This window comes from Pseudomonas sp. R2-7-07, from assembly GCF_003852355.1.
Lineage (GTDB): Bacteria > Pseudomonadota > Gammaproteobacteria > Pseudomonadales > Pseudomonadaceae > Aquipseudomonas.
In genome coordinates this window covers 2,561,721-2,587,390 of sequence record NZ_CP027759.1, presented here as the reverse complement: position 1 = coordinate 2,587,390, position 25,670 = coordinate 2,561,721, and the positions used below count along the sequence as shown (strand labels likewise).

The window sequence follows — 25,670 nt, the reverse complement described above, 5'->3', positions numbered from 1 at the left end:
TTAAGTTTTAGGTTGCAGCAACAACGCCACCAGCGCACTCCACCCTGTCTGGTGCGACGCCCCCAGCCCCCTGCCAGTTTCCCCATGAAAATACTCATGGAACAACACCAGGTCACGGCTGAGCGGGTCCGCCTCCAACTGCGCATACGCCGCCATCGACGGGCGCAGGCCATTTTCGTCCCTTAGAAACAACCCGGTCAGGCGCTGACTGAGGCTGTCGGCCACTTCCTCCAGGGATGACAGATAACCGCTGCCCTTGGGGTATTCCACCGAAAAGTTATCCGCGTAATAGCGATGAAATTCGCGCAGCGACTCAATCAGCATGTAGTTGACCGGCATCCACAATGGCCCGCGCCAATTAGAGTTGCCACCGTACAAACGTGAATCGGATTCGCCGGGCTGGTAACTGGCGCACAGAGTGTCGCCATTCATCTTCAGGGCCAGGGGCTGCTCGGCGAAGGCCTTGGACAAGGAGCGCACGCCAAACGCCGACAAGAACTCATCGTCATCCAGCATGCGCCGCAGCAAATCCTTGGTGCGCTCGCCGCGCAGCAACGCGAGCAGCAGCCGATTGCCCTGCCCCGGTTCGTTCCAACGCGATACCAGCTTGGCCAGGTCCGGCCGATGGTGCATGAAGCCCAACAGCCGCTCGCGCAAGCCCGCCAGGCCTTCATGCTCGCGCTGCTCCAGCACCAGCACCGCGAACAACGGCATCAGCCCGACAATAGAGCGCAGGCGCACCGGTTCGCTCTCGCCATCGGGTCGATGCAGCACGTCGTAGAAAAACAGATCCTGCTCGTCCCACAGCCCGTCGGCGCTGTCGTCCACACGGTTGATGGCGCCGGCGATATACAGGAAGTGCTCGAAGAATTTCACCGCGATATCCACATACACGCCATTGCGCTTGGCCAGTTCCAGGGCGATGCGCATCAGGTCCAGCGCATAGGCGGCCACCCACGCCGTACCGTCCGCCTGGTCCAGCTGATAGCCCGGTGGCAGCGCGGCAGAGCGGTCGAACAGGGCGATATTGTCCAGCCCGAGAAAGCCGCCCTGGAACAGGTTGCGGCCCTCGGCGTCCTTGCGGTTGACCCACCAGGAAAAATTCAGCAGCAGTTTGTGGAAAATCCGCTCCAGAAAGTCCAGGTCGCCCACACCGGTCAGCGCCTTGTCCTGCCGATAGACGCGCCAGCTGGCCCAGGCATGCACGGGCGGGTTGGCATCGTCGAAGCGCCACTCATAAGCCGGCAGTTGGCCATTGGGGTGCATGAAGCGGTCCTTCACCAGCAATAACAGCTGTTGCTTGGCGTAGCCCGGATCGATCAGCGCCATCGCCACCGCCTGGAAGCCCTGGTCCCACGAGGCGTACCAGGGGTATTCCCAGGTGTCGGGCATGGACAGAATGTCGAAATTGGACAGGTGCCGCCAATGGGTATTGCGCAGATGCAGGCGCTCGGGCGGCGGCGCGGGCTGGGCCGGGTCGCCGTCGAGCCACTGGTTCACGTCGAAATAGTACAACTGCTTGGACCACAACAACCCGGCCAGGGCCTGGCGCTGCACATTGCATGCATCGTCGTCGGCGATGCCCTGTTGCAGCGCCGCGTAGAAGTCGTCGGCCTCCTGGCGGCGCTGCTCGAACAGCTTGCGCGCGTTGACCTCGGGCGCGTCCACAGGGGCAAAGCGTAGGTACAGGACTTTGCGCTCATCGCCCGCCAGTTCCAGGGCGAACCGCGCCGCCACCTTGGTGCCCGTATCCCGGCGAATCGCGTCTTGCACGCCGCCGACCACGTAATCGTTGATACCGTCCTTGAACGGCCCCGGCGCCGCCGGCCCACCCAGCCTGGGGAGGTTGGTCTGGTTTTCACAAAACAACCATTCCACGCCGTCCTGGCCCCAGGCGCTGAGATGGCGGTCGCCCAGCTCATGATGACGCGCTCGCACGCGGTCACCGTCCAGGGTCAAGCCGGGCTTGGGGGCGCCGAAGGTCCAGCTCCAGTCATTGCGCGCCCACAGCTGGGGCAATACCTGCAGACGCGTGGGTTGCTCGGCACGGTTGTGCACGGTGATGCGCATGAAAATATCGTCGGGTTGATGCTTGGCGTACTCAACGCTGACGTCGCAGTAGCGGTTGTCGTCAAACACGCCGGTATCGAGGATTTCATACTCAGCGTCAGCCAGCCCACGGCGGGCGTTTTCGGCGATCAGGTCGGCGTAGGGAAACGCTCCATGGGGGTATTTGTAGAGCATGCGCATGTAGGCATGGCTCGGCACGCCATCGACGAAAAAGTACAGCTCCTTGACGTCTTCACCGTGGTTGCCCTCGGCGTTATCGAGGCCGAACAGGCGTTCCTTGAGGATCGCGTCGCGTTCGTTCCACAGCGCCAGGCCCAGGCACCAGCGTTGCGCCTTGTCGCTGAAACCGGCCAAGCCATCCTCGCCCCACCGGTAGGCGCGGCTGCGGGCATGTTCATGGGGAAAATAAGCCCAGGCGTCGCCGTCGGCGCTGTAGTCCTCGCGTACGGTGCCCCATTGGCGTTCACTCAGGTACGGCCCCCACTCGCGCCAGCTTTCTGCATGCTCCGTCGCCAGGCGTTGACCTTCGAGGGTGTCGAGCAATCGGGGTGTGGGTGCGGCCGTCATTGAGTCCTCCGTCGCCGGTCTGAAGAGCAGCAGTGTAGAACCCAATGCCGCCCGGATGCACATGAAGACTGCACAGGGGCTTCACCTCATTCATTTGCAGAATGAAGTCCAGAGGAAACTTCGTTTGCACGCGCCTCTTGGGCCCAACAAAATCCAGGGAAAGCCACACACCTCGCCCCAGCCTTCAGGAATTTTTCTATGCCAGGTACCGCACATGTCAGCCCCGACGAGATCCGTAAGGGCTTTTCCCGGGCGATGTCCGATATGTACAGGGACGAAGTGCCGCTGTACGGCGCGCTGATGAGCCTGGTGGCCCAGACCAACGCACAGGTGCTGGAGAGCAACCCGGGCCTGGCCGAGCACCTGCAACGTACCGGCGAGGTCGAGCGCCTGGACATGGAGCGCCACGGTGCGATCCGCCTGGGCACCGCTGCGGAGCTGGCGACCATCAGCCGTCTGTTCGCGGTCATGGGCATGCAACCGGTGGGCTATTACGACCTGACACCGGCTGGCGTGCCGGTCCATTCCACGGCCTTTCGCGCCGTCCACGAACAGTCGCTGCAAACCAGCCCGTTTCGCGTATTCACCTCGCTGCTGCGCCTGGAGCTGATCGAAAGCCCAGCGCTGCGCAGCTTCGCCGAAACAGCCCTGGCCAAGCGCTCGATCTTCACCCCCGGCGCCCTGGCGCTGATCGAACAGGCGGAAAAACACGGCGGCCTCGGAGCCTCTGACGCCGAGGAATTCATTCGCCAGGCGCTGGAGACGTTTCGCTGGCACCCCACCGCCACCGTCACGGCCGCGCAGTATCGGCAACTCAGCGACCAGCATCGCCTGATCGCCGACGTGGTGGCCTTCAGAGGCCCGCACATCAATCACCTCACCCCGCGCACCCTGGACATCGACCAGGTGCAGGCGGCCATGCCCGGCCACGGCATCACCCCCAAAGCCGTGGTCGAAGGCCCACCTCGGCGCAAGTGCCCGATCCTGCTGCGCCAGACCAGCTTCAAGGCCCTCGACGAACCCATTGGCTTTACCGATGCCCAGGGCAGCCACAGCGCACGCTTCGGCGAAATCGAACAACGCGGTGTCGCGCTCACCCCCAAAGGGCGCGCCCTGTACGACCAACTGCTGAATGCCGCCCGCGATGAACTCGGAGCCTTCCCCAACGAGTCCAACGCCAAGCGTTATGAACAATTGATGGAGCAACACTTCCAGGCCTTCCCGGATGACCACGCGCAAATGCGTGAGCAAGGCTTGGCGTACTTCCGCTATTTCCCCACTGAAAAAGGCCTGGCGGCCCGCGGCAAGTCCGACCAACCGCGCACACTGGAGGGTCTGATCAGTGCGGGGCATTTGGAGGTGGAACCACTGGTGTACGAGGACTTCCTGCCGGTGAGCGCGGCAGGGATTTTTCAGTCGAACCTGGGCGATGCGGCGCAAAGTCACTACGCGGCGAATTCAAACAAGGATGAGTTCGAGCTGGCGCTGGGCCGCAGCACGATTGACGAGTTGCAGCTGTATGGCGAGACGCAGCAGCGTTCCGTGGATCAATGCATGAGCACGCTGCTGGTATAAAAAAATATGCACATTCGAATGGGGCACGGGTTGTGGTGAGGGAGCTTGCTCCCTCACCACGGGTTGGAGTTTTGCTTAACTCAACTTTGCGACAATCTCATCTTTGATCAACAGCCGTTTCTTCTTCAGTTTTTCCACATCCTCATCGTTGGCACTTGCCGACTCCGCCTTCAGCACCTCCCCATCGGCAGCGTCGTATTGCGTGAGCAACGAGTCCAGACGCTTGTCACTCGCCCTGCGTTCGTGAACAACTTCCTTGCTCATCCCCAAGTCCTGATACAGGTCGTGTTTCACTGGCATGGCGTACCTCCACAAGTTGATCAATGGCCTACCCCTTGAAGCTAGCCCATTCCCAGGGGTCTTGTCATGTTCAAGGTCAAACCCTCTCCGTTCGTCGTAACCCCGGCGATGCAATCAAACCTTTGCCGTGCCCTGCCCTCCACTGTAGATCGCCACCCGAGGGAGACCGGTTTTATGAATCACACTGCCACTGCTGCCGACACGCAATGCATCAACACCATCCGCACCCTGGCCATGGATGCTGTGCAGAAGGCCAACTCGGGCCACCCCGGCACGCCCATGGGCCTGGCACCGGTGGGCTACACGTTGTGGAGTCGCTTCCTGCGCTACCACCCGGAACATCCCGACTGGCCCAACCGCGACCGCTTTGTGTTGTCGGTGGGGCATGCGTCGATGCTGCTCTATTCGCTGCTGCACCTGGCCGGTGTGGTGGAAATCGATGCCCACGGCAAGCGCTCCGGGCAACCGGCGGTCAGCCTGGACGACATCAAGCAGTTCCGGCAGATGGGTTCCAAAACCCCGGGCCACCCCGAGTACCGCATGACCACCGGGGTGGAAACCACCACCGGCCCCCTGGGCCAGGGTTGCGCCAACAGCGTGGGCATGGCGATGGCCGAGCGTTGGCTGGCCCAGCGGTTCAACCGCGACGGCCAGGTGCTGTTCGACTACGACGTCTACACCCTGTGCGGTGACGGCGACATGATGGAAGGCATCAGCAGCGAAGCGGCGTCGATGGCCGGGCATCTGCAGCTGGATAACCTGTGCTGGATCTACGACAACAACACCATCAGCATCGAGGGCCACACCGAACTGGCCTTCAGTGAAGATGTGATCAAGCGCTTCCAGGCGTATGGCTGGCACACCGTGCACGTCACCGATGCCAATGACCTGCAGGCCTTGAGCGTAGCGCTGGAAACCTTCAAGGCCAATACCGGCGCGCCGACCCTGATTGTGGTCGACAGCGTGATCGGCTACGGCTCGCCGCACAAACACAACACCGCTGCGGCCCATGGCGAGCCGTTGGGCGAGGATGAAATTCGCCTGACCAAAGCCGCGTATGGCTGGCCAGAGGATTCCAGTTTCCTGGTGCCCGATGAGGCGCGCACCACGTTGCGCGACGCACTGCTTGAGCGTGCCGAGCCGCTGTATGCCGAGTGGAACCAGACCTTGTCATCCCTCGACCCGCAACGCGCCGATGAACTGCAGCGCATGCGCGCCGGAGAAATGCCCGAGCACTGGCAGGCCGACCTGCCGCGCTTTGCGACCGATGCCAAGGGTGTCGCCAGCCGGGCATCGGGCGGCGAGGTGTTGAACGCCTTCGCCCAACAGATTCCCTGGTTGCTCGGCGGCTCGGCGGATCTGTCGCCCTCGACCAAGACCAACCTCACCTTCGACGGCGCCGGCCGCTTCAGTGCCGATGACTACAGCGGGCGCAACCTGCACTTCGGCATTCGCGAGCACGCCATGGGCGCAATTGCCAACGGCATGGCGCTGTCCTACCTGCGGCCGTACACCTCGACGTTCCTGGTGTTCAGCGATTACATGAAACCGCCGATCCGCCTGGCGGCGATCATGGAGTTGCCGGTGGTCTTCGTGTTTACCCATGACTCGATCGGCGTCGGCGAAGACGGCCCCACCCACCAACCCATCGAACACCTGACCCAACTGCGCGCCACCCCAGGCCTGCTGACCCTGCGCCCAGGGGACGCGAATGAAACCCTGGAATTGTGGAAGGTCGCGCTGGCGCAGACCGATCGGCCAAGCTGCGTGGTGTTGTCGCGCCAACCGCTGCCGACGCTGGATCGCAGCCGCTATGCCGCCGCCTCCGGTGCGGCCAAAGGCGCCTACGTGCTGGCCGGCGCGGACAAGCCTGAAGTGATCCTGATCGCCACGGGCAGTGAAGTCAGCCTGGCGGTCGCCGCCTACGAACAACTCACGGACGAAGGCATTGCCGCGCAGGTGGTGTCGATGCCCAGCTGGGAGCTGTTCGAAGACCAGGACCAAGCCTACCGCGACAGCGTGTTACCGCCGGCGGTGAAGGCGCGCGTGGTGGTGGAACAGGCCGGCCCGTTGGGCTGGGATCGCTACGTCGGGCAGACCGGCGCCAAGGTGGTAATGAACAGCTTTGGCGCGTCGGCACCGCTGGCGAAGTTGCAGGAAAAGTACGGGTTCACTCAGGAAAATGTGGTGAAGCTGGCCAAGCAACAGCTCCAGCACAACCGGGCTGAGTAACCCCTCTCAATGCGCAGGGGGCTTGCTCCCCTGCTGCACCGGACCGGCGATCACTCAATTCTTGTAGTCGGTATCGCTACGCTCCAACTTGCGGATCAACGCATTCCAATGCCGCGCCACCCCAGGCCCTTCCCCGCTGCTGAAGACCTTGGCCTGCTGCTCGACCCTGGCCACCACTTCAGCCGGTGGAAATACCAGTTCCGCATTCCCGCCTGCCTGCGCCGCAATCTGGATGTTGCAGGCGCGCTCCAACCCCTGCAGCTGCTGGAATGCATGCTCCACGCTGATGCCTGCGGTCAACAGCCCATGGTTGCGCAGGATCATCACGCTCTTGTCGCCCAGGTCCGCCACCAGCCGCTCGCGTTCGTCCAGGTCCAGGGCCACGCCTTCGTAGCCGTGATAGGCCACGCGTCCGGAAAACGCGATGGAATGCTGGGAGATCGGTAACAGCCCGTCCTTCTGCGCGGATACCGCAATCCCGTCGCGGGTATGGGTGTGCAGCACCGCCTGCAGGTCGTGGCGCGCGCCATGGATGGCGCTGTGGATCACGTAGCCGGCGTAGTTGATGCCAAGGCCGGTGGGGTCATCGACCAGGGTGCCGTCGAGGTCGACCTTGACCAGGTTGGAGGCGCTGATTTCATCGAACAGCAGGCCGAAGGCGTTGATCAGGAAATGTTCCTCAGGGCCTGGCACACGGGCGGAGAAATGCGTGTAGATATGGTCGGTCCAGTTGTACAAGGCCGCCAGTCGATAGGCGGCGGCCAGTTTGACGCGCACCTCCCATTCCTCTGGCGTGACGCGTTGGCGGACGGTACTGGAAACGCTCGATAGCGAGGTGACGCTGCTCATGGCAAAACTTCCTGGATGGCCTTAAGGACTTCCAGGCCAGCCTAGGCGATGCGCAAAAATAATAAAAAGCACATTTTAATCTAAGCTAATTATTATTAATTTTTATAAAATTCTCGGCAACTACACATAACAAATGTGGGAGGGGGCTTGCTCCCGATGGCGGTGGGTCAGTCAAATCATCTTTGACTGAAACTCCGCCATCGGGAGCAAGCCCCCTCCCACAGAGGTTCAGGCAGCGTTGCGGATCTTGTGCAGGGAATCGGCCACCCATTGGCCAAACGCATCCACCGGCCCTTGCAGGTTGCCAAGAAAGTGCGGATAGATCAGCCATAAATCCATCACCGGCTTGAAGTCCTTCAACGGCATCACCGCCAGTTGTTCGCGATGGGCACTGCGCGCAAGCAACGGGCGCGGCACCAAGCCAAGGCCCAGCCCATCCGCCACCAGCCCCAATTGCAACTCGGTGCCGAAGGTCTCCAGGTTGACCCGCAAGGCCAGGCCCTGGTCCGACAGGGTTCGTTGCAGACCGGCACGGAAGCCGCAGCCGTCTGGGTTGAGGATCCAACCGTGCTGGTACACGTCGGCCAGCTTGCACGGCTTTTTCGGCAGTTGCGCCGTGGCGCACACCACCACCAGGTCCATTTTGCCGATGGACTCCCCGACGATGTTGTCCGGAAAAATCTTGCCCGCCGGGAATAACGCCACCGCCGCATCCAGCTCGCCGCGCTCGATCTTGCCGACCAACTGACTGCCCCAGCCGGTCGCCACCTGGGCGCGCAGGTCGGCGTACTCGCTGCGCAGGTGCTTGAGCGCATCGAGCAGCACCACGTCGCCGATGGTCTGCGGCACCCCCAGGCGCAGCACGCCGCTGGGCGGTGCGTCGGTGGCAACCAGCTCGCGCAGCGCGTCCATCTCGCGCAGGATCGAGCGGCACTGCTCATACACCCGGGTGCCGATCAGCGTAGGCTTGAGCGGTTTGGTGTTGCGGTCGAACAGCTCAACCCCCAGCGCCTGCTCGAAGTTCTGCACACGGCGGGTGATGGCCGGCTGGGTCAACTGCAACGACTCGGCGGCATGGCTGATGGACTGGCAACGAATCACTTCGACAAAGGCATCGATATCGTCAATTTTCATTTGGGCCGCACATAGAGAACAGTCATTAAGATGTGCGCCAAGCATAGTTGGCGTCACCCGGTCTGAATAGCCCGTGCTGCGATCAATAACGTCTAACGCTATACAGGACGATTCTAAATTACTTCCAGCTATAAGCTAATCATTAAAAAATAGCATATTAACAACAAACATTATGCTTAGATAAGCCCATCAACTACCGCGAATGGAATGTTCATGAGCCAGGCCCGACACCCCGAGAGATTACGCGCCTTTATCGGCGCCTTGGCTGAGCTGATCGACGGCAACCTGCGCGAGGGCGACCTGCTGCACCGTGGCGGCAAGCTGCTGGCGCAACTGGTCAGCCATGATGACTGGCTCCCCGACGCATTCGCCCAACCCGACCCCGAGCGCTATCAGCAATTTCTGCTGCATGCCGATTCGCGCCAGCGTTTCAGCATCGTCAGCTTTGTGTGGGGACCGGGTCAACGCACGCCGATTCATGATCATCGGGTGTGGGGGCTGATCGGCATGTTGCGCGGCGCGGAATTTTCCCAGGGTTTTGCCCGGGCGCCCGATGGCGCCTTGGTTGCCGAAGGCACGCCGGTGCAACTGCTGCCGGGCCAGGTCGAAGCGGTGTCGCCGAAGATCGGCGATATCCATCAAGTCAGCAATGCCCACGACGACCAGGTGTCCATCAGCATTCATGTGTACGGCGCCAACATCGGCGCGGTGCGTCGGGCGGTGTATCAGCCCGACGGTAGCGAGAAACTGTTCATCTCCGGTTATTCCAACGCCTACCTCCCGAATATCTGGGACCTGTCCAAAGAAAAGAGCCCTGCCCTATGAGCACCGTATCGACCCGCAGCTACGCCCAGATTCGCCAGGCCCTGTTGGACCATGAGGAAGTCGCCCTGGTAGACGTGCGCGAGGAAGCGCCGTATGCCGAAGGCCACCCGCTGTTTGCCGCAAACATTGCCCTGTCCAAGCTGGAACTGGAGGTGTATGCGCGCATTCCACGTCGCGATACCCAGGTTACGGTGTATGACAGCGGTGAAGGCCTGGCCGAGCGCGCCGCCGAACGCCTGGTTGCGCTGGGTTACACCCAGGTCAGCCTGCTGGAAGGTGGGCTTGAGGGCTGGCGCCAGGCCGGTGGCGAGCTGTTTATCGACGTCAACGTACCGAGCAAGGCCTTTGGCGAACTGGTGGAAAGCCAGCGCCACACGCCGTCCCTGGCGGCCGAGGAAGTCCAGGCGCTGCTCGACAGCCAGGCCGATGTGGTGGTGCTTGACGCCCGGCGTTTCGATGAATACCAGACCATGAGCATTCCCACCGGCATCAGCGTGCCCGGTGCCGAACTGGTGCTGCGCGCCCGTGAACTGGCCCCGGACCCGGCTACGCGCATTATCGTCAACTGCGCCGGGCGTACCCGCAGCATTATCGGCACCCAGTCATTGATCAATGCCGGCGTGGCCAACCCGGTGTCGGCGCTGCGCAACGGCACCATCGGCTGGACCCTGGCCGGGCAGACACTCGCCCATGGTCAAGCAAGGCGCTTTGCGCCCACCAGCGAGGAACATCGCCAGATCGCCGCCCAAGCTGCCCGCGGCGTGGCTGACAAGGCCCGCGTCAGCCGTGCCACCCTCGATGATCTGCAACGCTGGCAGCAGGACGCGACACGCACCACCTACCTGTTCGATGTACGCACCCCGGAAGAATTCGAGGCCGGCCACCTGCCCGGCGCCCGCTCCACACCGGGCGGGCAACTGGTGCAGGAAACCGACCATGTCGCCAGCGTGCGTGGCGCGCGCCTGGTGCTGGTGGACGATGACGGCGTGCGTGCCAATATGTCGGCCTCCTGGCTCGCCCAGCTGGGTTGGGACGTCTATGTGCTCGACGGGGTGCACGCCGCGCATTTGCGCGAACACGGCGCCTGGGTCGCGCCGGTGCCCGCGCCACCCCAGGCCGAACTGATCAGCGCGCACACCCTCGCCGACTGGCTCGAGCATGGCGACACGGTGGTGCTGGACTTCACCGCCAGCGCCAATTACGTGAAGCGCCATATCCCCGGTGCCTGGTGGGCGTTGCGTGCGCAACTGCCCCAGGCGCTGGCAAAGGTGCCCAGCGCGCAGCGCTACGTATTGACCTGCGGCAGCAGCCAGTTGGCGCGCCTGGCGGTGCCCGAAGTCGAAGCCCTGACCGGCCGGCAAGTGTTCCTGCTGGAGGGCGGCACCGCCGCTTGGATCGCCGCGCAACTGCCGCTCGAAGAAGGCGACACGCACCTGGCGTCACCGCGTATCGACCGCTACCGCCGCCCCTATGAAGGCACCGATAACCCACGGGAAGCCATGCAGGCCTACCTGGATTGGGAATTCGGCCTGGTCGAGCAACTGGCTCGCGACGGCACCCACGGTTTCTACGTGATCTGATCCACCGCTGCACCGTTCCCGGAAATCCGACCCCTTCTCCAGGCGGAGGTACCTTCCTTTACCCAACGCCTGGAGTCTGTCCCATGCTGTTCAATACGCCCCTCTCACGCCTGCTGCTGGGCGGCGCCCTGGCGCTCGGCCTGCTTGCCAATGCCCACGCCGCCGACCTGCAACCCCTGCGCGTGGCCAACCAGAAGTCGACGATCAAGGCGCTGCTGGAAGCCTCCGGCGAAACTAAAAACGTGCCGTACGAGATCAAGTGGTCGGAATTCCCCTCGGCCTCGCCCCTGGGCGAAGCGCTGAATGCCGGTGCGGTGGATGTCGGCGCCCTGGGCGATGCACCCTATGTGTTCGCCCTCGGCGCCGGTGCGTCGCTCAAAGTGATCAGTATCATCCATGCAGAAGGGCGTAACACCACCGCGTTGCTGGTGCCCCAGGATTCGCCGATCAAGACCGCAGCCGACCTCAAGGGCAAGAAAATCGTCACCGGGCGCGGCTCCATCGGCCATTACCTGGCGATCAAGGCCCTGGCCAGCGCCGGCCTGACGTCAAAGGATGTGCAGTTCATTTTCCTGCTGCCCGCCGAATCCCGCTTGGTGCTGGATAACGGCACCGCCGATGCCTGGGCGACCTGGGACCCCTACACCACCGTAGTCACCTCACAAAGCAACGCCCGGGTGCTGGTCAGCGGCAGGAACCTGCTGAGCAACCACCTGTACTTCGCCGCCACCAGCCAGGCCATTGCCGACAAACGCGTGCAACTGGACGACTTTGTCGCTCGCGTCGACCGGGCCTACGCCTGGGCCAACAACCACCCCGACGAATACGCCGCCGCCCAGGCCAAAATCACCGGCCTGCCGTTGGCGGTGCATATCGAAGTGGCCAAGGACACTCATCTGTCGCCAGTGCAGATTGACGACGCGGTGATCAGCGGCCTGCAAGCCACCGCCGACACCTACCAGAAGGAAGGCCTGTTGAGCCGGCGCATCGACGTGTCGCAAGGCTTCGACAAAAGCTTCAACGCCCAGCGTGCCCCCAATTCCCAAGCATCGCGCTAAGGAGCAGAACATGAGCAAGCCACGTCAATTGAAACTCGGTGCCATGGTTCACGGCGTCGGCCACGGTTGGGGCGAATGGCGCCACCCGCAGGCGCAACCCAACGCCAGCACGAATTTCGGCTTTTACAAACAGCAGACCGAACTGGCCGAAGCCGCCCGGTTCGACTTCGTGTTCATCGCCGACAGCCTGCATATCCACGCCAAGTCCAGCCCGCACTACCTCAACCGGTTCGAACCGCTGACCATCCTGTCGGCCCTGGCCGCGCTGACCACGCACATCGGCCTGGTTGCCACCGTGACCGTCAGCTACACCGAGCCCTACCAGGTGGCGCGCCAGTTTGCCTCGCTGGACCATATCAGCGGTGGCCGCGCCGGTTGGAACGTGGTCACTTCGTGGCTGAGCGGCACCGCCGATAACTTCGGCAAAGCCGAACACCCGCCTCACGCCGTGCGCTACCGCATCGCCAAGGAACACCTGAATGTGGTCAAGGGCCTGTGGGACTCCTGGGAAGACGACGCCTTTGCCTATAACAAGCACAGCGGCGAATTCTTCACCCCGCACAAGTTGCATGCGCTTAACCACCAGGGCGAATTTTTCTCGGTCAAGGGCCCGCTGAATATCGCGCGTTCGCGCCAGGGCCAGCCGGTGATTTTCCAGGCCGGCACCTCGGAAGACGGGCGCAACTTCGCCGCGCAGAATGCCGATGCGATCTTTGTGCATGTGGAGACTGTCGACGAGGGCAAAGCCTATACCGCCGACTTGAAACGCCGGGCCAAGGGCTTCGGGCGTGACCCCGCCAGTCTGTCGATTCTGCCGGGTATCCGCCCGATTGTCGGGCGCGATGCCGCCGAAGTGGAAAACCGTTATCAGCAGGCGGTGGAACTGGTCACCGTCGAAGATGCCATCGTCGCCCTCGGCCGTCCGTTCAACGACCATGACTTCAGCCAATACCCGCTTGACGCTCCGTTCCCGGAACTCGGCGACCTGGGCGCCAACAGCCAGAAAGGCGGCTCCGAACGCATCAAGCAATTGGCCAGGGACGAAGGCTTGACCCTGCGCGAAGTGGCGCTGCGGTTCTCGCGGCCCAAGCGCGACTTCGTCGGCACGCCGGAACAGGTCGCCGATGCGATCCAGCGCTGGTTCGAAGAGGGAGCCAGCGATGGCTTCATCATCAACTCGGTGCTGCCCGATGGCTTGCAGTACTTCACTGAGCTGGTAGTGCCGGTGCTGCAGCAGCGTGGGTTGTTTCGTACCGAGTACAGCGGCCAGACGTTGCGCGACAACCTCGGCCTGGACGTACCGGCCAACCGCTACAGCGTGGTTGAAGCCCCCGAAAAAGCCCTGGCCTGACCACCATTCCCTGTGGGAGGGGGCTTGCTCCCGATGGCAATCTGTCAGGCGGTACATCCACTGGCTGAACCACCGCTATCGGGAGCAAGTCGAATCGTCGCACCGCCCCTCCCACATTTTGACCGAGTACATACTGATGACTCAATCGTCTCTACGTGTCGTGGAAACCGTCGATTTCGACGCCACCCTCGGACGCCTCAGCGCCGAGCTGGCCAGTACCGCTCACCTGTACGATGAAAGCGGCGCTTTCCCCCACGATAATTTCAAGCGGCTGCATGAACATGGCCTGATCGCCCTCACCGTGCCCAGCGCCCTCGGCGGCGGCGGTGCCGGCCTGCCCCTGGCGCGTAAGGCCATCAGCGCGATTGCCAAGGGCGAGCCCTCCACCGCGCTGATCCTGGTGATGCAATACCTGCAGCACAGCCGCTTGCAGGACAGCAAGACCTGGCCCCGGCACTTGCGTGTGCGTGTCGGCGAAGACGCGGTGCGCCATGGCGCGCTGATCAATGCCCTGCGCGTCGAGCCCGACCTGGGCACGCCGGCCCGTGGCGGCTTGCCAGCGACCACCGCTGTACGCAGCGCCGAAGGCTGGCGTATCAGCGGGCGCAAAATCTACTCCACCGGCAGCCATGGCCTGAGCTGGTTCAGCGTGTGGGCGCGCAGCGACGATGCCGACCCGCTGGTGGGCGCCTGGCTGGTGCCCAAGGACAGCCCCGGCGTGAGCATCATCGACACCTGGGATCACCTGGGCATGCGCGCCACCTGCAGCCATGAAGTGGTGCTCGACAACGTGCTGGTGCCGCTGGACCACGCCGTCAGCGTCAGCCCGCGCAGCGCGCCGCAGCCGGAGCTGGATGGCGAGGGCCTGCTGTGGATGTCGGTGCTGCTGTCCTCGGTGTACGACGCCGTGGCCCAAGCCGCGCGGGACTGGCTGGTGAACTGGCTCGAAGAACGCCAACCGTCGAACCTCGGCGCGGCGCTGTCCACCTTGCCGCGTTTCCAGGAGACCGTCGGCCATATCGACACCCTGCTGTTTGCCAACCGCAGCCTGCTCGATGCCGCCGCCGACGGCCACACGCCGGCCGCCAATGCAGCGCAATTGAAGTACTTGGTGACTGGCAACGCTATCCGCGCGGTCGAGTTGGCTATCGAGGCCTCGGGCAACCCCGGCCTGTCACGGCATAGCCCACTGCAACGGCACTACCGCGATGTGCTGTGCAGTCGCGTCCACACCCCGCAGAACGACGCCGTGCTGCAAGGCGTCGGTAAAGCGGTGTTCGCCCAACGTCAGAAGGAACGCACATGAGTCAGCTGATTATTGCCAGCCAGTTGGACGAGGACTACAACGACGTAATCCGCGCACGTCTGGCCACGCGGCACCCCCACGCCCAGGTGATCGGCGTGCCCGCCGGCGTGCCGAGCGACCTGCCGCCCCAGGCGAATATCCTGTTGCTGCGCCCCATCAATGTGCGCGGCTACACTGCACCGGACACGCCACCACCGGGCTGGCCCTACGGCGCGCAATGGGTGCACCTGGTGTCATCGGGCATCGACTTCTACCCGCATTGGCTGTTCAACGGCCCTCCGGTCACCACCTCACGGGGCAGCGCCGCCGACAACCTCGCCGAGTTCGCCCTGGCGGCGATCTTTGCCGCCTCCAAGCATTTGCCGGACATTTGGGTGAAAGACGCGCAATGGCAATTCACCGCCCTGCGCCCACTCAAGGGCACCACCCTGGGCATCCTCGGCTTCGGCGCGATTGGTCAAAGCCTGGCGCAGAAAGCCCTGGCCCTGGGCATCCATGTCGTCGCGTTGCGGCAGAGCCAGGCACCATTTGGCGTGGGTGTAGAAGCCGCCAAGGATATCCACGACCTGTTCGCCCGTGCCGACCACCTGGTGGTGGCAGCACCGCTGACCGAGGCCACGCGGCACATCATCAACCGTGACGTGCTGGGCAGCGCCAAGCCGGGGCTGCACCTGATCAATATCGCGCGCGGTGGGTTGCTGGATCAGGAAGCATTGTTGGAAGCGTTGGATAACGGCCAGATCGGCCTGGCGTCACTGGACGTGACCGAGCCGGAGCCGTTGCCGGATGGACATCCGTTGTACAGCCATCCGAGGGTGCGGTTGTCGCCGCATACGTCGGCGATTTCGACCAATAGCCGCAATGAGATTGCCGATACGTTTCTGGCCAATCTGGAGCGCTACGTGGACGGCCTTGAGTTAGCCAACGTAGCGAACGCCTGATGCAAAACCAACTGTGGGAGGGGGCTTGCTCCCGATAGCGGTGGGTCAGTCAAAAGATGCAGTGGCTGACACTCAGCTATCGGGAGCAAGCCCCCTCCCACATTTGGTTCGGTGTTCGCCATTATTTGATGCGGTAGTGGAAGGTGTTGCGCACCGCCGGCACGGCGACTGGCTGGCCGTCGACGACCCTGGGCTGATAGCGAAAGGTATTCGCCGCCGCCAGCGAAGGCCGGATAAACAACGGGTGACAGCCGTCCAGCACCTTGGGATTTTCCACGCGGCCCTGGGTATTGACGGTGTATTCCACCGAACAGTCGCCTTCAATATTTTTGTCCAGTGCGCGCTCCGGGTAGTCCGGCGCTTCCTTGCTCAAGGGCTGATATTGGCGGCTGTCGAACGCGGGAGCGGGTGCCGGTACGGCAACTTGGGCTTTCTTGGAGGCCACCCGTTGCTGTTCCAGCTCCCGATTGCGTTGCTCGGTGGCCAGGCGCTGCTGTTGCTGCTCGATTTTCTGCGCTTCGACCCGTTTGCGCGCCAGCGCGGCCTTCTCGATTTTCTGCGCCTGGATCTGCGGGTCAACCGTCGGTTTGGCCGGTACCGGTAGCGGGACCGCAACCGGCTCAGGCAATGCGGGCGCTACAGGCTCAGGCTCAGGCGCCGGCGCCGGCGCCGGCGCCGGCATCATCACCAGTTGCGTGTGCATCACCCGAGGCGCGTCCACCACCGGTTTCTCCGGCGACCATCCCAGCATCAGTGCCGCCACTACCGCCACATGCAGCGCCACGGCGAGGCCTGCCGCGAGGCTGATGCGCCACATTCCGTCGCTGTGTAGCGCCCGCGCCTGTGTCGGGCTGTGCATGATCATCGCGGTCATTGCGGGGCCTCGGTCACCAGCCCCAGGTTGCTGACACCACCCTTCTGCAACACCGCCATGGCCGCCACCACGCGGCCGTACCCGGCGTTGTCGTCCGCGCGGATATACACCTGGGTGTCGCTGCGCGCCGCCACCACCTGCATGACCTTGGCGCCCATTTCTTCCAGGCTCACGGCGCTGTCGGTCTGGTGCCGGGTATCCAGCTCGCCGCCCAGGTTCCAGTAGTAACCGCCGTCCGCCTGCACCGACAGCGTGAGGATCTGCTGGCGGGTGTCAGTGGCCAGCGCCTCGGCGGCGACCTTGGGCAACTCGATCTTCACGCCCTGGGTCAGCATGGGCGCGGTGACCATGAAGATCACCAGCAGCACCAGCATCACGTCGATGTAAGGCACCACGTTCATCTCGGCCTTGGGCCCGTGCTTGCGTTGCGGCCTGGTCAACATCGGTTCGCTCCTTGTTCAGGCGGCCACGGCCAGGTTGATCGGGGTACCGCGCAGGGCACGGTGCAGGCGCACTTGCAGTTCGTTGCCGAAGGCGTAGTAACGGGTGAGCAGGCTTTGGCTGCGCGCGGCAAAGCGGTTATAGGCGATCACCGCCGGGATCGCCGCGAACAGGCCGATGGCCGTGGCAATCAAGGCTTCGGCGATGCCCGGCGCCACCGTCGACAGCGTGGCCTGTTGCACCTGGGACAAGCCGAGGAACGAATTCATGATGCCCCACACCGTGCCGAACAGGCCGATGTAGGGGCTGACCGAGCCCACTGTCGCGAGAAATTGCAGGCCCTTTTCCAGCTCCAGCTCCTGCTCGGTGATCGCCACCTGCAAGGCGCGCTCCACGCCTTCGAGCACTGCGGGATCGTGGTGGTGCAGGTGCTGGTATTCCTGTAGGCCGGCGATAAAAATCGGCGCCACACCGCCCTCGCCCGCCTGCACCGCGTCGCGATACAGCGGTTGCAGATCCGATGCGGCGCGAAAGCGCACCACGAAGGCGTGCAACTGCCGCTCCAGGCGCCGCAGCACACTGCCGCGCCGGATGATCAGGTACCAACTGATCAAGGATGCCAACAGCAAGGTGACCATGACCGCCTTGACCAACAGGCTGGCGTCGCTGATCAAGCTCCAGATCGTCATATGTTCCATCGTCGCATGCATGGTGAAGCTCCTATTCGATTAAATACGCGTGACTGGGTGATGACAGCTCAGGGTAATTTCAATGCGCGGGTCACCTCGTCCCAAGGCACGAACTTGAAATTCTGGGCTTGCTCGGGCATGCGCTTGCGCCCGTCCTGCACCACCAGCATGCCTTGGCTCCACGGCCCACCCAGGTTGACGGCGGTGGCCTCGAGGCCGTCGGTTTCCGAGGCGCCATCGATGCCGGCGGCGGCGTTCAAACCGACGCGAAACGCCCCTCGCACGGCGAACGGCGGTTCGGCGTCGAGCACCAGGTAGCTGTCATTGCCCTGGCTGGAGACCACCAGGTAATCCCGCGCGGGGCTCTGATACAGCGCCAGGCCCTCGACGTCCGCATGCAGCTGCGCGCCCACCTTGATCACGCTGGTCAGGGTGGCCGGCTGGTCGGCGCGTGCATCCACCGCCCACACGCCGACGTCTTCTTCCCCGAGAAACAAGCGCTGGCGTTGGTCATCGGCCACGCAGCCTTCCGGCTGGCTGTCGACCTTGAACTGGCGCACCAGCTCGCCCTGCACGCGCCCGGCCGGCGCACTCAGGCGATATTGCAGGAAGGTGCCGTCCTTGCCATTGGCGATCGCATAGAGCTCGCCGCTGGCGGGCTGGAACAGGCAGATGCCGTAGATTTCCTTGAGCGGCGTCGGCACTTCGCCGGCTGCCTGCAGCTCGCCACTTTCACGGTCGATGCTGAACAGGCTCAGGCTGTTGTGATCGCGATTGCTGGCGACGGCGAGGTCGACGGTCTGTGCGCCAAGCTTGAAGTTGGGGCGCACGTCGACGTTGTTCAGGCGGCCCACGGCCAGTTCCTGCAACAGCTTGCCGTCGAGGTCGTAGGCCAGCAGGCCCTGTTTTTTGTTGGTGCCCAGCACACGGCTTTTCGCGGGGGTGTGCGGGTGAATCCAGATCGCGGGATCATCCGCCGCATCGCCCTGGCGGCTCACGGGTTCGGTCTGGCGCAACGCGCCGACCTGCGGCAGCACCGGGGCAGCCGGCACCGGCGTGGCCTGCCAGTCGAGGTGGCCCTGATACAGCTGGCCGCTGTCGTCATCGCGCACCAGCAACTGCCGGCCGTGGATCGCCAGTTGCTCCAGTTCCTTGAGGCCCGGCAAGCTCAAGCTCGGCTGCTCGACCCAACGTTCGCCGGTTTGCTGGAACAGATGCAATTGCGCGGTTTTCGGGTCCAGGGCCACCATTCCACCCGGCACCAGCGCCATGGCGCCGGCTTCGCGCCTGGGGTCATCGAACAGTGCCACGGGCGTGCGTTTCACCGCGGCTTCCGGGTGCGCCGGGTAGGCCCACCAGCCGATACTGGCCTCGTTCACCACCAGGCGCGCGGCCGCATCGTCCACCTGGCAGAACTGCGCCGATGGCGGCAGTGGCAGCCCGCGTACACGCTGCGCCTGGGCCAGCAGCGTCGCGCCGTTGCCCACCAGCCATTGCTCGCCCTTGCCCTCCTCGCCCACCAGGAACACAAACAGGTTGGCCGCCGAATCGCGGTACAGGCACAGGCCGTTCACCGGGTAATCGCGGGTCGGCAGGTACAAAGGTTTGCCCCAAGTCTTGCCGGCGCTGTCCAGGCTGATCAGCAAGGCCTGTTGGCGATCGTTGTCGAGACTGGCGACCAGCGTTTGAGTGCCAACGGTGCGTGTGTCGAGGCTGCTGAAATTACCCTTGAATCGGGCCAGTTCGGCGCCTTTATCGTCAAGCAGCAACAGGCCATCGCGGGTGCTGGCGGCGAGGCGTTCAGTGGCGTTGGGCAGGAAGACCACGGCTTCGGCATTCAGGCTGGGTGCCCACGGGGTCATGTCGATGGCGAACGCGTTGGCGCTGGTGACCAGCGCGATCAGCAGATACAGCTTGGAAATTCTCATGAACAGGCAAATCCTCCGAATACGATGAAGATCCAATGTGGGAGGGGGCTTGCTCCCGATGGCGGTGGTTCAGTCAATGTATGTGCTGCCAGACACACCGCTATCGGGAGCAAGCCCCCTCCCACATTTCGACCGAGGTGTGGGTTAGAAATGAGTGAAGGTCAGGCCCAGCTTGTAAGTAGGCCCGTACTCTTCGTACTGGCCGTTGTAGCTGCGGTGGCCGGTGTAGACGAAGTACGACTCATCCGTGAGGTTCTGCGCCTCAAAGCTGACTTGCAGGTTTTTGCTCAGCGAATAACGCGCGCTGAAATCGACGAAGGTCTGCGCATCCACATGCAGGTCGTGGGCCTTGTCGTTGATCGACGCCAGCTCGTACAGGTAGGCCGACTTGTAGTTGGCCGAAACGCGCAGGCTGAGCCTGTCGTCTTCCCAGCCCAGCATCAGGTTGCCGACGGTGTCCGACTGGTTGGGCAGGCTGATGTTGCGCTTGCGGTTACCGCCGCTGGCGCTGTCGAAGCCCTCGATATCCGCGCTGGAGCGGCTGAAGGTGCTGTTGGCGCCGATCAGCAGGCCGTTCCACGGCGCGGGCAGCCAGTCGAATTTTTGCGAGTAGGCCAGTTCCAGGCCATACAGCTTGGCGCTGTCGCCGTTGGCGAAGGTGTGCGCCTCGGCAAAGTTGGCCCAGGCACCAGTGCCGGCGACGTCGGTGTTGTAGACGAAATTCTGGATGTCCTTGTAGAACACGAACGCCGACACGGTACCGGCGCGGCCCATGAAGTGTTCGATGCCCAGGTCCAGGTTGCTCGATTCCAGGGGCTTGAGGTCCGGGTTGCCGAAGGTGGCTTCGTCATCATCGATCACAAAACCGGGGGCCAGTTGGCCAAAGGTCGGGCGCACCACGGATTTGGTCCAGGCAGCGCGCACCTGGGTGTTCTTGTCGATCTGGTAGCGCGCATGCAGGCCCGGCAGCCAGTGGTGATAACGGCGCTTGGTCTCGGTGGCGCTGAAGTGGCCGTCCGTGGCGCCGGTGCCCTTGGCGTCGAATTCGGTGCCCTCGTAGCGCATCCCGGCGATAAAGCGCCAGTCGTCGATATCGACGGTGTTCATCAGGTAGCCGGCGTTGATGTCTTCGTGGATGGTGAAGTCGTTGACCCTGGATTCGGTGGGGTCGTAGAAGTCATCGCGGTTGAGGCCGCCGATCAGTTGGCGGATGTTACCCGCGCTGATACCTGGCCCGAAACGGCCAAGGCGGTAGTCGACATTACCCTTCTGGAATTGGCTGAGGTTGAGCTGTTCGTCAGTCAAGCCCTGTTCATCCAGGTCCTTGTAGACCCAGGCCTCCAGGTCGTTGTCCTTGTGGCGCCGGCTGACTTTGCCGCCGAACTTGAACTGGGAGGCGTAGCCACTCAGGTCATAGTCGCGGGCCAGGTCCAGGCGCAGGTTTTTCTCGGTGTCCTGGGTGTGCTGTTTTTCCCAGTCGACCTTGTCGAGGGTGAAATTGCCGGGGTCGTAGAAGCTGTTGCCAATGATCGGGCGTGGCTTGGCCGTGTCGTAGAAGCCGCTGTCGGCAAAGTCACCGCCGTCGAAGGTGGCCCCGGCAATATGCGCCGGGCTGTCTTCACTGGAGCGGCTGTAGCCTGCCTGGCCGCTCAAGGTCCAGAGGCCAAGCATGCGTTCGCCGCCGAACACGTAGGACTGGATTTGCTGGGTTTCTTCGCGGTTCTTCAGCTTGCGCTTACCCTCGGCTTCGCCCAGTTCGCCGGGCGCCTGGGGGTCTGCGAATTCGAGGCTGGCGGCGTTGCGGGTTTCGGTGTCCTTGTAGCGACTGTAGAGGGTGCGCAGGTAGTAGCTGCTCAGGTCATCGGGTTTGTAGTCGAAGTTCAGCCCGCCACCGGCGCTTTCGCGGCGGATGTCGTAGTCGCGCTGTTCGAACTCGTTGAGCCTGGCGCCGTTGCTGAAATCCCAGGCGCCGCCGGTCTCGACGTTGTCCGAGCCGAAATCACGCTGCTGCCAACTGAGGGCCGCGGCCACGCCGAAGTTGTCGACACCGTCGCCGAGGCTGAAGCGGTTGCTGGCGGCGCCGGAGAATTTCGGGCTGGTCTGGGCGGTGTTCTTGTCATAGCTGGCCTCGGTACTGCCGGTATAGAACAGGCCCTTGTGGTCGAACGCCGACAGGCTTTTCACGTCGACGGTGCCGCCGAGGGAGTTGGCGTCCATGTCCGGCGTGAGGGTCTTGATCACCGACAGCGACTGCACCAGTTCCGAGGGCAGTACGTCGAGGGCCACGGCGCGGCGCTCGCTCTCGGGCGACGGCACCAGGGTGCCGTTGATGGTCACGCTGTTGAGGTCCGGGCCCAGGCCGCGCACGCTGACGAACCGGCCTTCGCCCTGGTCGCGCTCCACACTGATCCCCGGCAGGCGCTGCACCGCCTCGGCGACGTTCTCGTCCGGCAACTGCGCCACACCGTCGGCATGCACCACGCTCTTGATGCTGTCGGAGCTGCGCTGTTCCTTGAGGGCGCTGCCGATGGCGGCGGCCTGGCCGACCACCTCGACATGCTCGGTCTCGGCAGCGTTGAGCCGCTCGCAGGTGATCGCCAGGGCCAAGGTGGTAAGCGTAAAGCTGACGAGCCCGGTGCGCTTGTACATGAAACCCTCCCCAAGAATCCGTTGGCGCCAGGCAAGGGGCCCGGCAACTGGAAGGGCAAGCTAGGGGTGCGGGATGACGGTTCTGTGACAGAACTCGGCGTGAAGGCCCGTAAACCGGGGGTTAGCAAAGGTTTTCGGCCTGAAATGAGCTGATATGACCTCAGCAGTTCCCCTGTGGGAGGGGGCTTGCTCCCGATAGCGGTGGGTCAGCGACAAATAGGCTGGCTGATATACCGCTATCGGGAGCAAGCCCCCTCCCACATTTTGATTTTCATCGCCCTTTGACGTGAGCTGATCCGACCCGCCCCCACCGTCATCCAACCGTCACATGCATCTGCTGTGCTGGCGCCCACGACTGGATCATCCAAGGACCCGCCCCCATGTTCTGCGTGCTCAAACCCCATCGCTGGAAGCTCGCCCTGCTGCTGATCGCCGCCAACCTCGGGCTGATCCTGCACCTGGCCTGCGGCGAGCTCAAAAGCCTCAGTGAGTGGGTGTGGCTGGATATTGTCGGTGAAGGCGGTTCGGCGCTGCTCGCGTTGATATGGCTGGGCCTGGTGCTGAAAAGCCGCCCCGCCGGGCGGGTCACCAACTACTTGGCACTGGGCCTGTCGTGCATCTTTTTTTCCTGGTGGATCGACAGCCTCGACGAGTTCATTCGCCTGCCCGACAGCATCACCTGGGACCACTGGCTGGAGTCGGGGCCGATGCCGGTGGGCATGATCCTGCTGACGATCGGCATCTACCACTGGCACCGCGAACAACTGGCGATCAGCGCACAGATGGAAAAGCGCGAGCGCCTGTTCCGCGAGCATCGGCTGTTCGACAAACTCACGCCCCTGGCCGGTGCCGACTACCTCAAGCGCCAGCTCGAAAGCAGCCTGCACGACAGCCGCGGCCAGCAGCAACCGCTGTCGCTGCTGGCCCTGGACCTGGACCACTTTGCCGCCATCAACCAGGCCTATGGGCATGCCGAGGGTGATGCGGTGCTGCAGGCGGTCAGCCATGTGCTGTTGCTCAACCTGCGCCGCCAGGACCTGCTGTGCCGCCTGGCGGGCGACCGCTTTGTGGTGCTGCTGGCCAACACCGGCGAGCGCCAGGCTCAGGGGTTGGCGCTGGAGTTGCAGCAAGCGGTGCAGAGCCTGGCGCACAAAACCCGGCTGCAGGGCGAACGCCTGCAACTGGCGGCGACCACGGCGGTGGTAATGGCCCTGGACGAGCCGCCCCACGACCTGCTCAGGCGCTTGAACCTGGCGCTGGCGCGGGCCAAGCAACCCCTTGCGAAAAGCGCCTGAGATGGCCGTGAAAGCCAGCTGGTATGAAAGCGACAGCCGCTTCATCCCCGGCCATTACCAACCCGCCACGTTGATCGACCTGGCCTTGTCCCGGGACATCGACAGCCATCGCCTGCTGCGCGGCACCGGGCTGTTCCACGAAGACATCCTGGCCGGCAACGCCCGCTTGAGCCCCCGGCAGTTCCTCGACGTGATCGGCAACAGCCGCAAACTGCTGGACGCCGACGACAGCAGTTTCCTGTTTGGCCAACGCTTGCTGCCCGGCCACTATGGCGCGGCCAGCCATGCACTGGGGCATGCGCAGAATCTGCACCAGGCGCTGGAGATCCTGATCCAGCAACAGGTGCTGCTCAACCCGCTGGTCACGTTGAACCTGGAGCTGGATGAGCAGCATGCCTACCTGTACTGGCGGGACAGTTGCGGCGCCGGCGAGCACTGGCGCTTTGTGCTGGAGGCGAGCATGACCTCGCTGGTGGCCATGAGCCAATGGCTCAGCGGCCAGCGCCTGCCGTGGGTGTGCGCTTTCAGCCACGCCGAGCCGCGCTATGTGGAGCAATACTGGGTGCACCTGGGCGAACACACGCGCTTCGAACGTCCGTTGGACATGATGTGCCTGCCGCGCGAGTACCTGACCCGCGCCTGGCCCGGTGCCTCGGCCACGGCAGGCCAGGTGGCGCGCCAGCACGCCCGCGAGCAGATCGACCAGTTGGGCTTTGCCGCCAGCTTCCTCGACTGCCTCCATGACTACCTGCGCGAGCACGTACGCCAGCCGCCGAGCCTGGAACAGGCCGCACTGGCCTTCGCCATGAGTCCGGCGACCCTCAAGCGCAAGCTGCACAAGCACGACACCGGCTTTCAGCAACAGGTGGACCGGGTACGCAAGCACATGGCGTTGCACCTGTATCAGGTCAAAGGCTTGAGCAACGATGAAGTCGCCGCGTACCTGAACTTCAACGATGCGGCGAACTTTCGGCGCGCGTTCAAGCGCTGGACCGGCAGCACGCCCAGCCTGATCCGCCAGTTGTTCAGCAGCCGCTAGCCAGGCGTTCGCGCAGGAACTCGACCAACGCCTGCACCGGCCGCGAACTCTGCCGATGCTGGGGGTACACCGCCGACAAGGTCAGAGCTTCGGGGGCGAACGCGTCCAGTACGCTGACCAGGCGGCCGTCCTTCAACGCGTCGCCGACGATAAAGGTCGGCAGGTAGGTCACGCCCAGGCCGGCAATCGCGGTGTCACGCAGCAGGTCGCCGTTATTGACCCGCATGCGCCCGCTCACGTTCAGCGCTTGCAGCTTGCCCTTGAAGCGCCATTGCACGTGGCGGCCGTGGCCGTAGGGCAGGCAATCGTGGGCGGAGAGGTCATCGGGCTTTTGCGGGGTGCCGCGCAGGGCCAGGTAGTCGGGGCTGGCGCAGTAGACCCGTGGGATGCTGGCGATACGCCGGGCGATCAAGGTGGAATCTTCCAGGGTGCCGATGCGCAACACCAGGTCGTAGCCTTCGCCGATCAGGTCCACCGGGCGGTCGCTGAGGTCGACTTCCACCGCCACCTCGGGATAGCGCTGCAGGAACAGCGGCAACAGGCAACCCAGATGCGCCATGGCAAATGACAACGGCGCGCTGAGGCGAATGGTGCCGCGCGGTTCGCTGTTCTGACCGGCGATGCCCTGCTCCACTTGCTCCACATCACTGAGCAGGCGCAAGGCGGATTCGTAGTAACTCTGGCCCAGAGGCGTGACATCCAGGCGACGCGTGGAGCGGTTGAGCAGGCGCACGCCGAGACGGTCTTCGAGCTGAATCAGGCGGCGGCTGACAAACTGCTTGGACAGGCCCAGTTGCTCGGCGGCGGCGGTGAAGCTGCCGGATTCCATGACCTGGCAGAACAGGCGCATGTCTTCGAAAGGGTTCATTGTCGCTTCTCGGTGGACGATGGGCTGTTTTATAACCGGTTGGTCGCAGCACCACAAATCAAATGTGGGAGGGGGCTTGCTCCCGATAGCGGTCGGTCA

Annotated in this window: 20 protein-coding genes; 10 read left to right on the top strand and 10 right to left on the bottom strand. The window is 63.6% G+C overall.

Annotation, left to right across the window (positions count from 1 at the left end):
* Entirely contained in the window at positions 1–2,637 is a 2,637-nt protein-coding gene (locus C4J86_RS11755) for a glucosidase (RefSeq protein ID WP_124370506.1), read from the bottom strand.
* Positions 2,638–2,835: 198 nt separating this feature from the next.
* Here C4J86_RS11755 and C4J86_RS11750 point away from each other — a divergent pair, with 198 nt between their 5' ends.
* A complete protein-coding gene (locus C4J86_RS11750) occupies positions 2,836–4,212 on the top strand; it encodes a VOC family protein (protein WP_124370505.1) in 1,377 nt (458 codons plus the stop codon).
* Between the two features lie 75 nt (positions 4,213–4,287).
* On the opposite strand, the gene C4J86_RS11745 is transcribed toward C4J86_RS11750, so the two are convergent.
* Entirely contained in the window at positions 4,288–4,512 is a 225-nt protein-coding gene (locus C4J86_RS11745) for a DUF465 domain-containing protein (protein WP_124370504.1), read from the bottom strand.
* Between the two features lie 174 nt (positions 4,513–4,686).
* Between C4J86_RS11745 and tkt the strand changes: the two genes are divergently transcribed.
* Positions 4,687–6,744, top strand: a complete 2,058-nt coding sequence (gene tkt, locus C4J86_RS11740) for a transketolase (protein WP_124370503.1) — start codon at positions 4,687–4,689, stop codon at positions 6,742–6,744.
* 54 nt (positions 6,745–6,798) lie between these two features.
* Here the strand turns inward: tkt and C4J86_RS11735 are convergent, their stop codons facing one another.
* Both C4J86_RS11735 and C4J86_RS11730 read right to left on the bottom strand, forming a co-directional pair.
* Positions 6,799–7,593, bottom strand: a complete 795-nt coding sequence (locus tag C4J86_RS11735) for a class II aldolase/adducin family protein (protein ID WP_124370502.1) — start codon at positions 7,591–7,593, stop codon at positions 6,799–6,801.
* A gap of 228 nt (positions 7,594–7,821) precedes the next feature.
* Positions 7,822–8,727 (bottom strand): LysR family transcriptional regulator, encoded by a 906-nt coding sequence (locus C4J86_RS11730; protein ID WP_124370501.1) that lies wholly within the window; start codon positions 8,725–8,727, stop codon positions 7,822–7,824.
* A 213-nt stretch (positions 8,728–8,940) separates the two neighbouring features.
* On the opposite strand from C4J86_RS11730, the gene C4J86_RS11725 reads away from it, so the two are divergent.
* The 6 genes from C4J86_RS11725 to C4J86_RS11700 all read left to right on the top strand — a co-directional run bounded on the left by C4J86_RS11725 (position 8,941) and on the right by C4J86_RS11700 (position 15,788).
* The gene (locus C4J86_RS11725) at positions 8,941–9,552 is read left to right on the top strand and encodes a cysteine dioxygenase (protein ID WP_124370500.1); all 612 of its coding nucleotides are present in this window, start codon (positions 8,941–8,943) and stop codon (positions 9,550–9,552) included.
* Positions 9,549–11,132 carry a rhodanese homology domain-containing protein gene (locus C4J86_RS11720; protein WP_124370499.1) on the top strand — a complete coding sequence of 528 codons (1,584 nt, stop codon included), beginning with the start codon at positions 9,549–9,551 and terminating at the stop codon, positions 11,130–11,132. Before C4J86_RS11725 ends, C4J86_RS11720 begins: the two co-directional genes overlap by 4 nt.
* Positions 11,133–11,215: 83 nt before the next feature.
* A complete protein-coding gene (locus C4J86_RS11715; protein WP_124370498.1) occupies positions 11,216–12,190 on the top strand; it encodes an ABC transporter substrate-binding protein in 975 nt (324 codons plus the stop codon).
* Positions 12,191–12,200: 10 nt separating this feature from the next.
* On the top strand, positions 12,201–13,541 hold the full coding sequence (locus C4J86_RS11710; RefSeq protein WP_124370497.1) for an LLM class flavin-dependent oxidoreductase: 1,341 nt from the start codon (positions 12,201–12,203) through the stop codon (positions 13,539–13,541).
* Between the two features lie 136 nt (positions 13,542–13,677).
* Positions 13,678–14,847, top strand: coding sequence for an acyl-CoA dehydrogenase family protein (locus C4J86_RS11705; protein WP_124370496.1), 1,170 nt, complete (start codon positions 13,678–13,680; stop codon positions 14,845–14,847).
* On the top strand, positions 14,844–15,788 hold the full coding sequence (locus tag C4J86_RS11700) for a D-isomer specific 2-hydroxyacid dehydrogenase family protein (protein WP_124370495.1): 945 nt from the start codon (positions 14,844–14,846) through the stop codon (positions 15,786–15,788). Before C4J86_RS11705 ends, C4J86_RS11700 begins: the two co-directional genes overlap by 4 nt.
* 121 nt (positions 15,789–15,909) lie before the next feature.
* On the opposite strand, the gene C4J86_RS11695 is transcribed toward C4J86_RS11700, so the two are convergent.
* From C4J86_RS11695 to C4J86_RS11675, 5 genes are all read right to left on the bottom strand, one after another.
* On the bottom strand, positions 15,910–16,662 hold the full coding sequence (locus tag C4J86_RS11695) for an energy transducer TonB (RefSeq protein ID WP_124370494.1): 753 nt from the start codon (positions 16,660–16,662) through the stop codon (positions 15,910–15,912).
* Positions 16,659–17,105 carry a protein TolR gene (gene tolR, locus C4J86_RS11690; RefSeq protein ID WP_124370493.1) on the bottom strand — a complete coding sequence of 149 codons (447 nt, stop codon included), beginning with the start codon at positions 17,103–17,105 and terminating at the stop codon, positions 16,659–16,661. The genes C4J86_RS11695 and tolR overlap by 4 nt, the downstream gene beginning before the upstream one ends.
* A gap of 15 nt (positions 17,106–17,120) precedes the next feature.
* The gene (gene tolQ / locus C4J86_RS11685; RefSeq protein WP_124370492.1) at positions 17,121–17,813 is read right to left on the bottom strand and encodes a protein TolQ; all 693 of its coding nucleotides are present in this window, start codon (positions 17,811–17,813) and stop codon (positions 17,121–17,123) included.
* Positions 17,814–17,860: 47 nt separating this feature from the next.
* Positions 17,861–19,720, bottom strand: a complete 1,860-nt coding sequence (locus C4J86_RS11680; RefSeq protein WP_124370491.1) for a phytase — start codon at positions 19,718–19,720, stop codon at positions 17,861–17,863.
* 144 nt (positions 19,721–19,864) lie between these two features.
* Positions 19,865–22,369: a TonB-dependent receptor gene (locus C4J86_RS11675; protein WP_124370490.1), complete on the bottom strand. Its 2,505-nt coding sequence runs from the start codon at positions 22,367–22,369 to the stop codon at positions 19,865–19,867.
* 380 nt (positions 22,370–22,749) lie between these two features.
* On the opposite strand from C4J86_RS11675, the gene C4J86_RS11670 reads away from it, so the two are divergent.
* Entirely contained in the window at positions 22,750–23,664 is a 915-nt protein-coding gene (locus C4J86_RS11670; RefSeq protein ID WP_124370489.1) for a GGDEF domain-containing protein, read from the top strand.
* A 1-nt stretch (position 23,665) separates the two neighbouring features.
* Positions 23,666–24,703 carry an AraC family transcriptional regulator gene (locus C4J86_RS11665; RefSeq protein ID WP_124370488.1) on the top strand — a complete coding sequence of 346 codons (1,038 nt, stop codon included), beginning with the start codon at positions 23,666–23,668 and terminating at the stop codon, positions 24,701–24,703.
* Here C4J86_RS11665 and C4J86_RS11660 read toward each other — a convergent pair.
* Positions 24,690–25,571 carry a LysR family transcriptional regulator gene (locus tag C4J86_RS11660; RefSeq protein WP_124370487.1) on the bottom strand — a complete coding sequence of 294 codons (882 nt, stop codon included), beginning with the start codon at positions 25,569–25,571 and terminating at the stop codon, positions 24,690–24,692. The two genes, C4J86_RS11665 and C4J86_RS11660, sit on opposite strands and share 14 nt — an antisense overlap.
* Between the last annotated feature and the right edge of the window lie 99 nt (positions 25,572–25,670).

Excerpts from the sequence above, each read along its gene's own strand:
- C4J86_RS11730 (WP_124370501.1), bottom strand. The coding sequence starts at position 8,727 with ATGAAAATTGACGATATCGATGCCTTTGTCGAAGTGATTCGTTGCCAG.
- tolQ (WP_124370492.1), bottom strand. The coding sequence starts at position 17,813 with ATGCATGCGACGATGGAACATATGACGATCTGGAGCTTGATCAGCGAC.
- C4J86_RS11700 (WP_124370495.1), top strand. The coding sequence starts at position 14,844 with ATGAGTCAGCTGATTATTGCCAGCCAGTTGGACGAGGACTACAACGAC.
- C4J86_RS11675 (WP_124370490.1), bottom strand. The coding sequence starts at position 22,369 with ATGTACAAGCGCACCGGGCTCGTCAGCTTTACGCTTACCACCTTGGCC.
- C4J86_RS11680 (WP_124370491.1), bottom strand. The coding sequence starts at position 19,720 with ATGAGAATTTCCAAGCTGTATCTGCTGATCGCGCTGGTCACCAGCGCC.
- C4J86_RS11705 (WP_124370496.1), top strand. The coding sequence starts at position 13,678 with ATGACTCAATCGTCTCTACGTGTCGTGGAAACCGTCGATTTCGACGCC.
- C4J86_RS11715 (WP_124370498.1), top strand. The coding sequence starts at position 11,216 with ATGCTGTTCAATACGCCCCTCTCACGCCTGCTGCTGGGCGGCGCCCTG.
- C4J86_RS11695 (WP_124370494.1), bottom strand. The coding sequence starts at position 16,662 with ATGACCGCGATGATCATGCACAGCCCGACACAGGCGCGGGCGCTACAC.
- C4J86_RS11670 (WP_124370489.1), top strand. The coding sequence starts at position 22,750 with ATGTTCTGCGTGCTCAAACCCCATCGCTGGAAGCTCGCCCTGCTGCTG.
- C4J86_RS11725 (WP_124370500.1), top strand. The coding sequence starts at position 8,941 with ATGAGCCAGGCCCGACACCCCGAGAGATTACGCGCCTTTATCGGCGCC.
- C4J86_RS11720 (WP_124370499.1), top strand. The coding sequence starts at position 9,549 with ATGAGCACCGTATCGACCCGCAGCTACGCCCAGATTCGCCAGGCCCTG.
- C4J86_RS11710 (WP_124370497.1), top strand. The coding sequence starts at position 12,201 with ATGAGCAAGCCACGTCAATTGAAACTCGGTGCCATGGTTCACGGCGTC.
- C4J86_RS11745 (WP_124370504.1), bottom strand. The coding sequence starts at position 4,512 with ATGCCAGTGAAACACGACCTGTATCAGGACTTGGGGATGAGCAAGGAA.
- C4J86_RS11660 (WP_124370487.1), bottom strand. The coding sequence starts at position 25,571 with ATGAACCCTTTCGAAGACATGCGCCTGTTCTGCCAGGTCATGGAATCC.
- C4J86_RS11755 (WP_124370506.1), bottom strand. The coding sequence starts at position 2,637 with ATGACGGCCGCACCCACACCCCGATTGCTCGACACCCTCGAAGGTCAA.
- C4J86_RS11665 (WP_124370488.1), top strand. The coding sequence starts at position 23,666 with ATGGCCGTGAAAGCCAGCTGGTATGAAAGCGACAGCCGCTTCATCCCC.
- tkt (WP_124370503.1), top strand. The coding sequence starts at position 4,687 with ATGAATCACACTGCCACTGCTGCCGACACGCAATGCATCAACACCATC.
- C4J86_RS11750 (WP_124370505.1), top strand. The coding sequence starts at position 2,836 with ATGCCAGGTACCGCACATGTCAGCCCCGACGAGATCCGTAAGGGCTTT.
- tolR (WP_124370493.1), bottom strand. The coding sequence starts at position 17,105 with ATGTTGACCAGGCCGCAACGCAAGCACGGGCCCAAGGCCGAGATGAAC.
- C4J86_RS11735 (WP_124370502.1), bottom strand. The coding sequence starts at position 7,593 with ATGAGCAGCGTCACCTCGCTATCGAGCGTTTCCAGTACCGTCCGCCAA.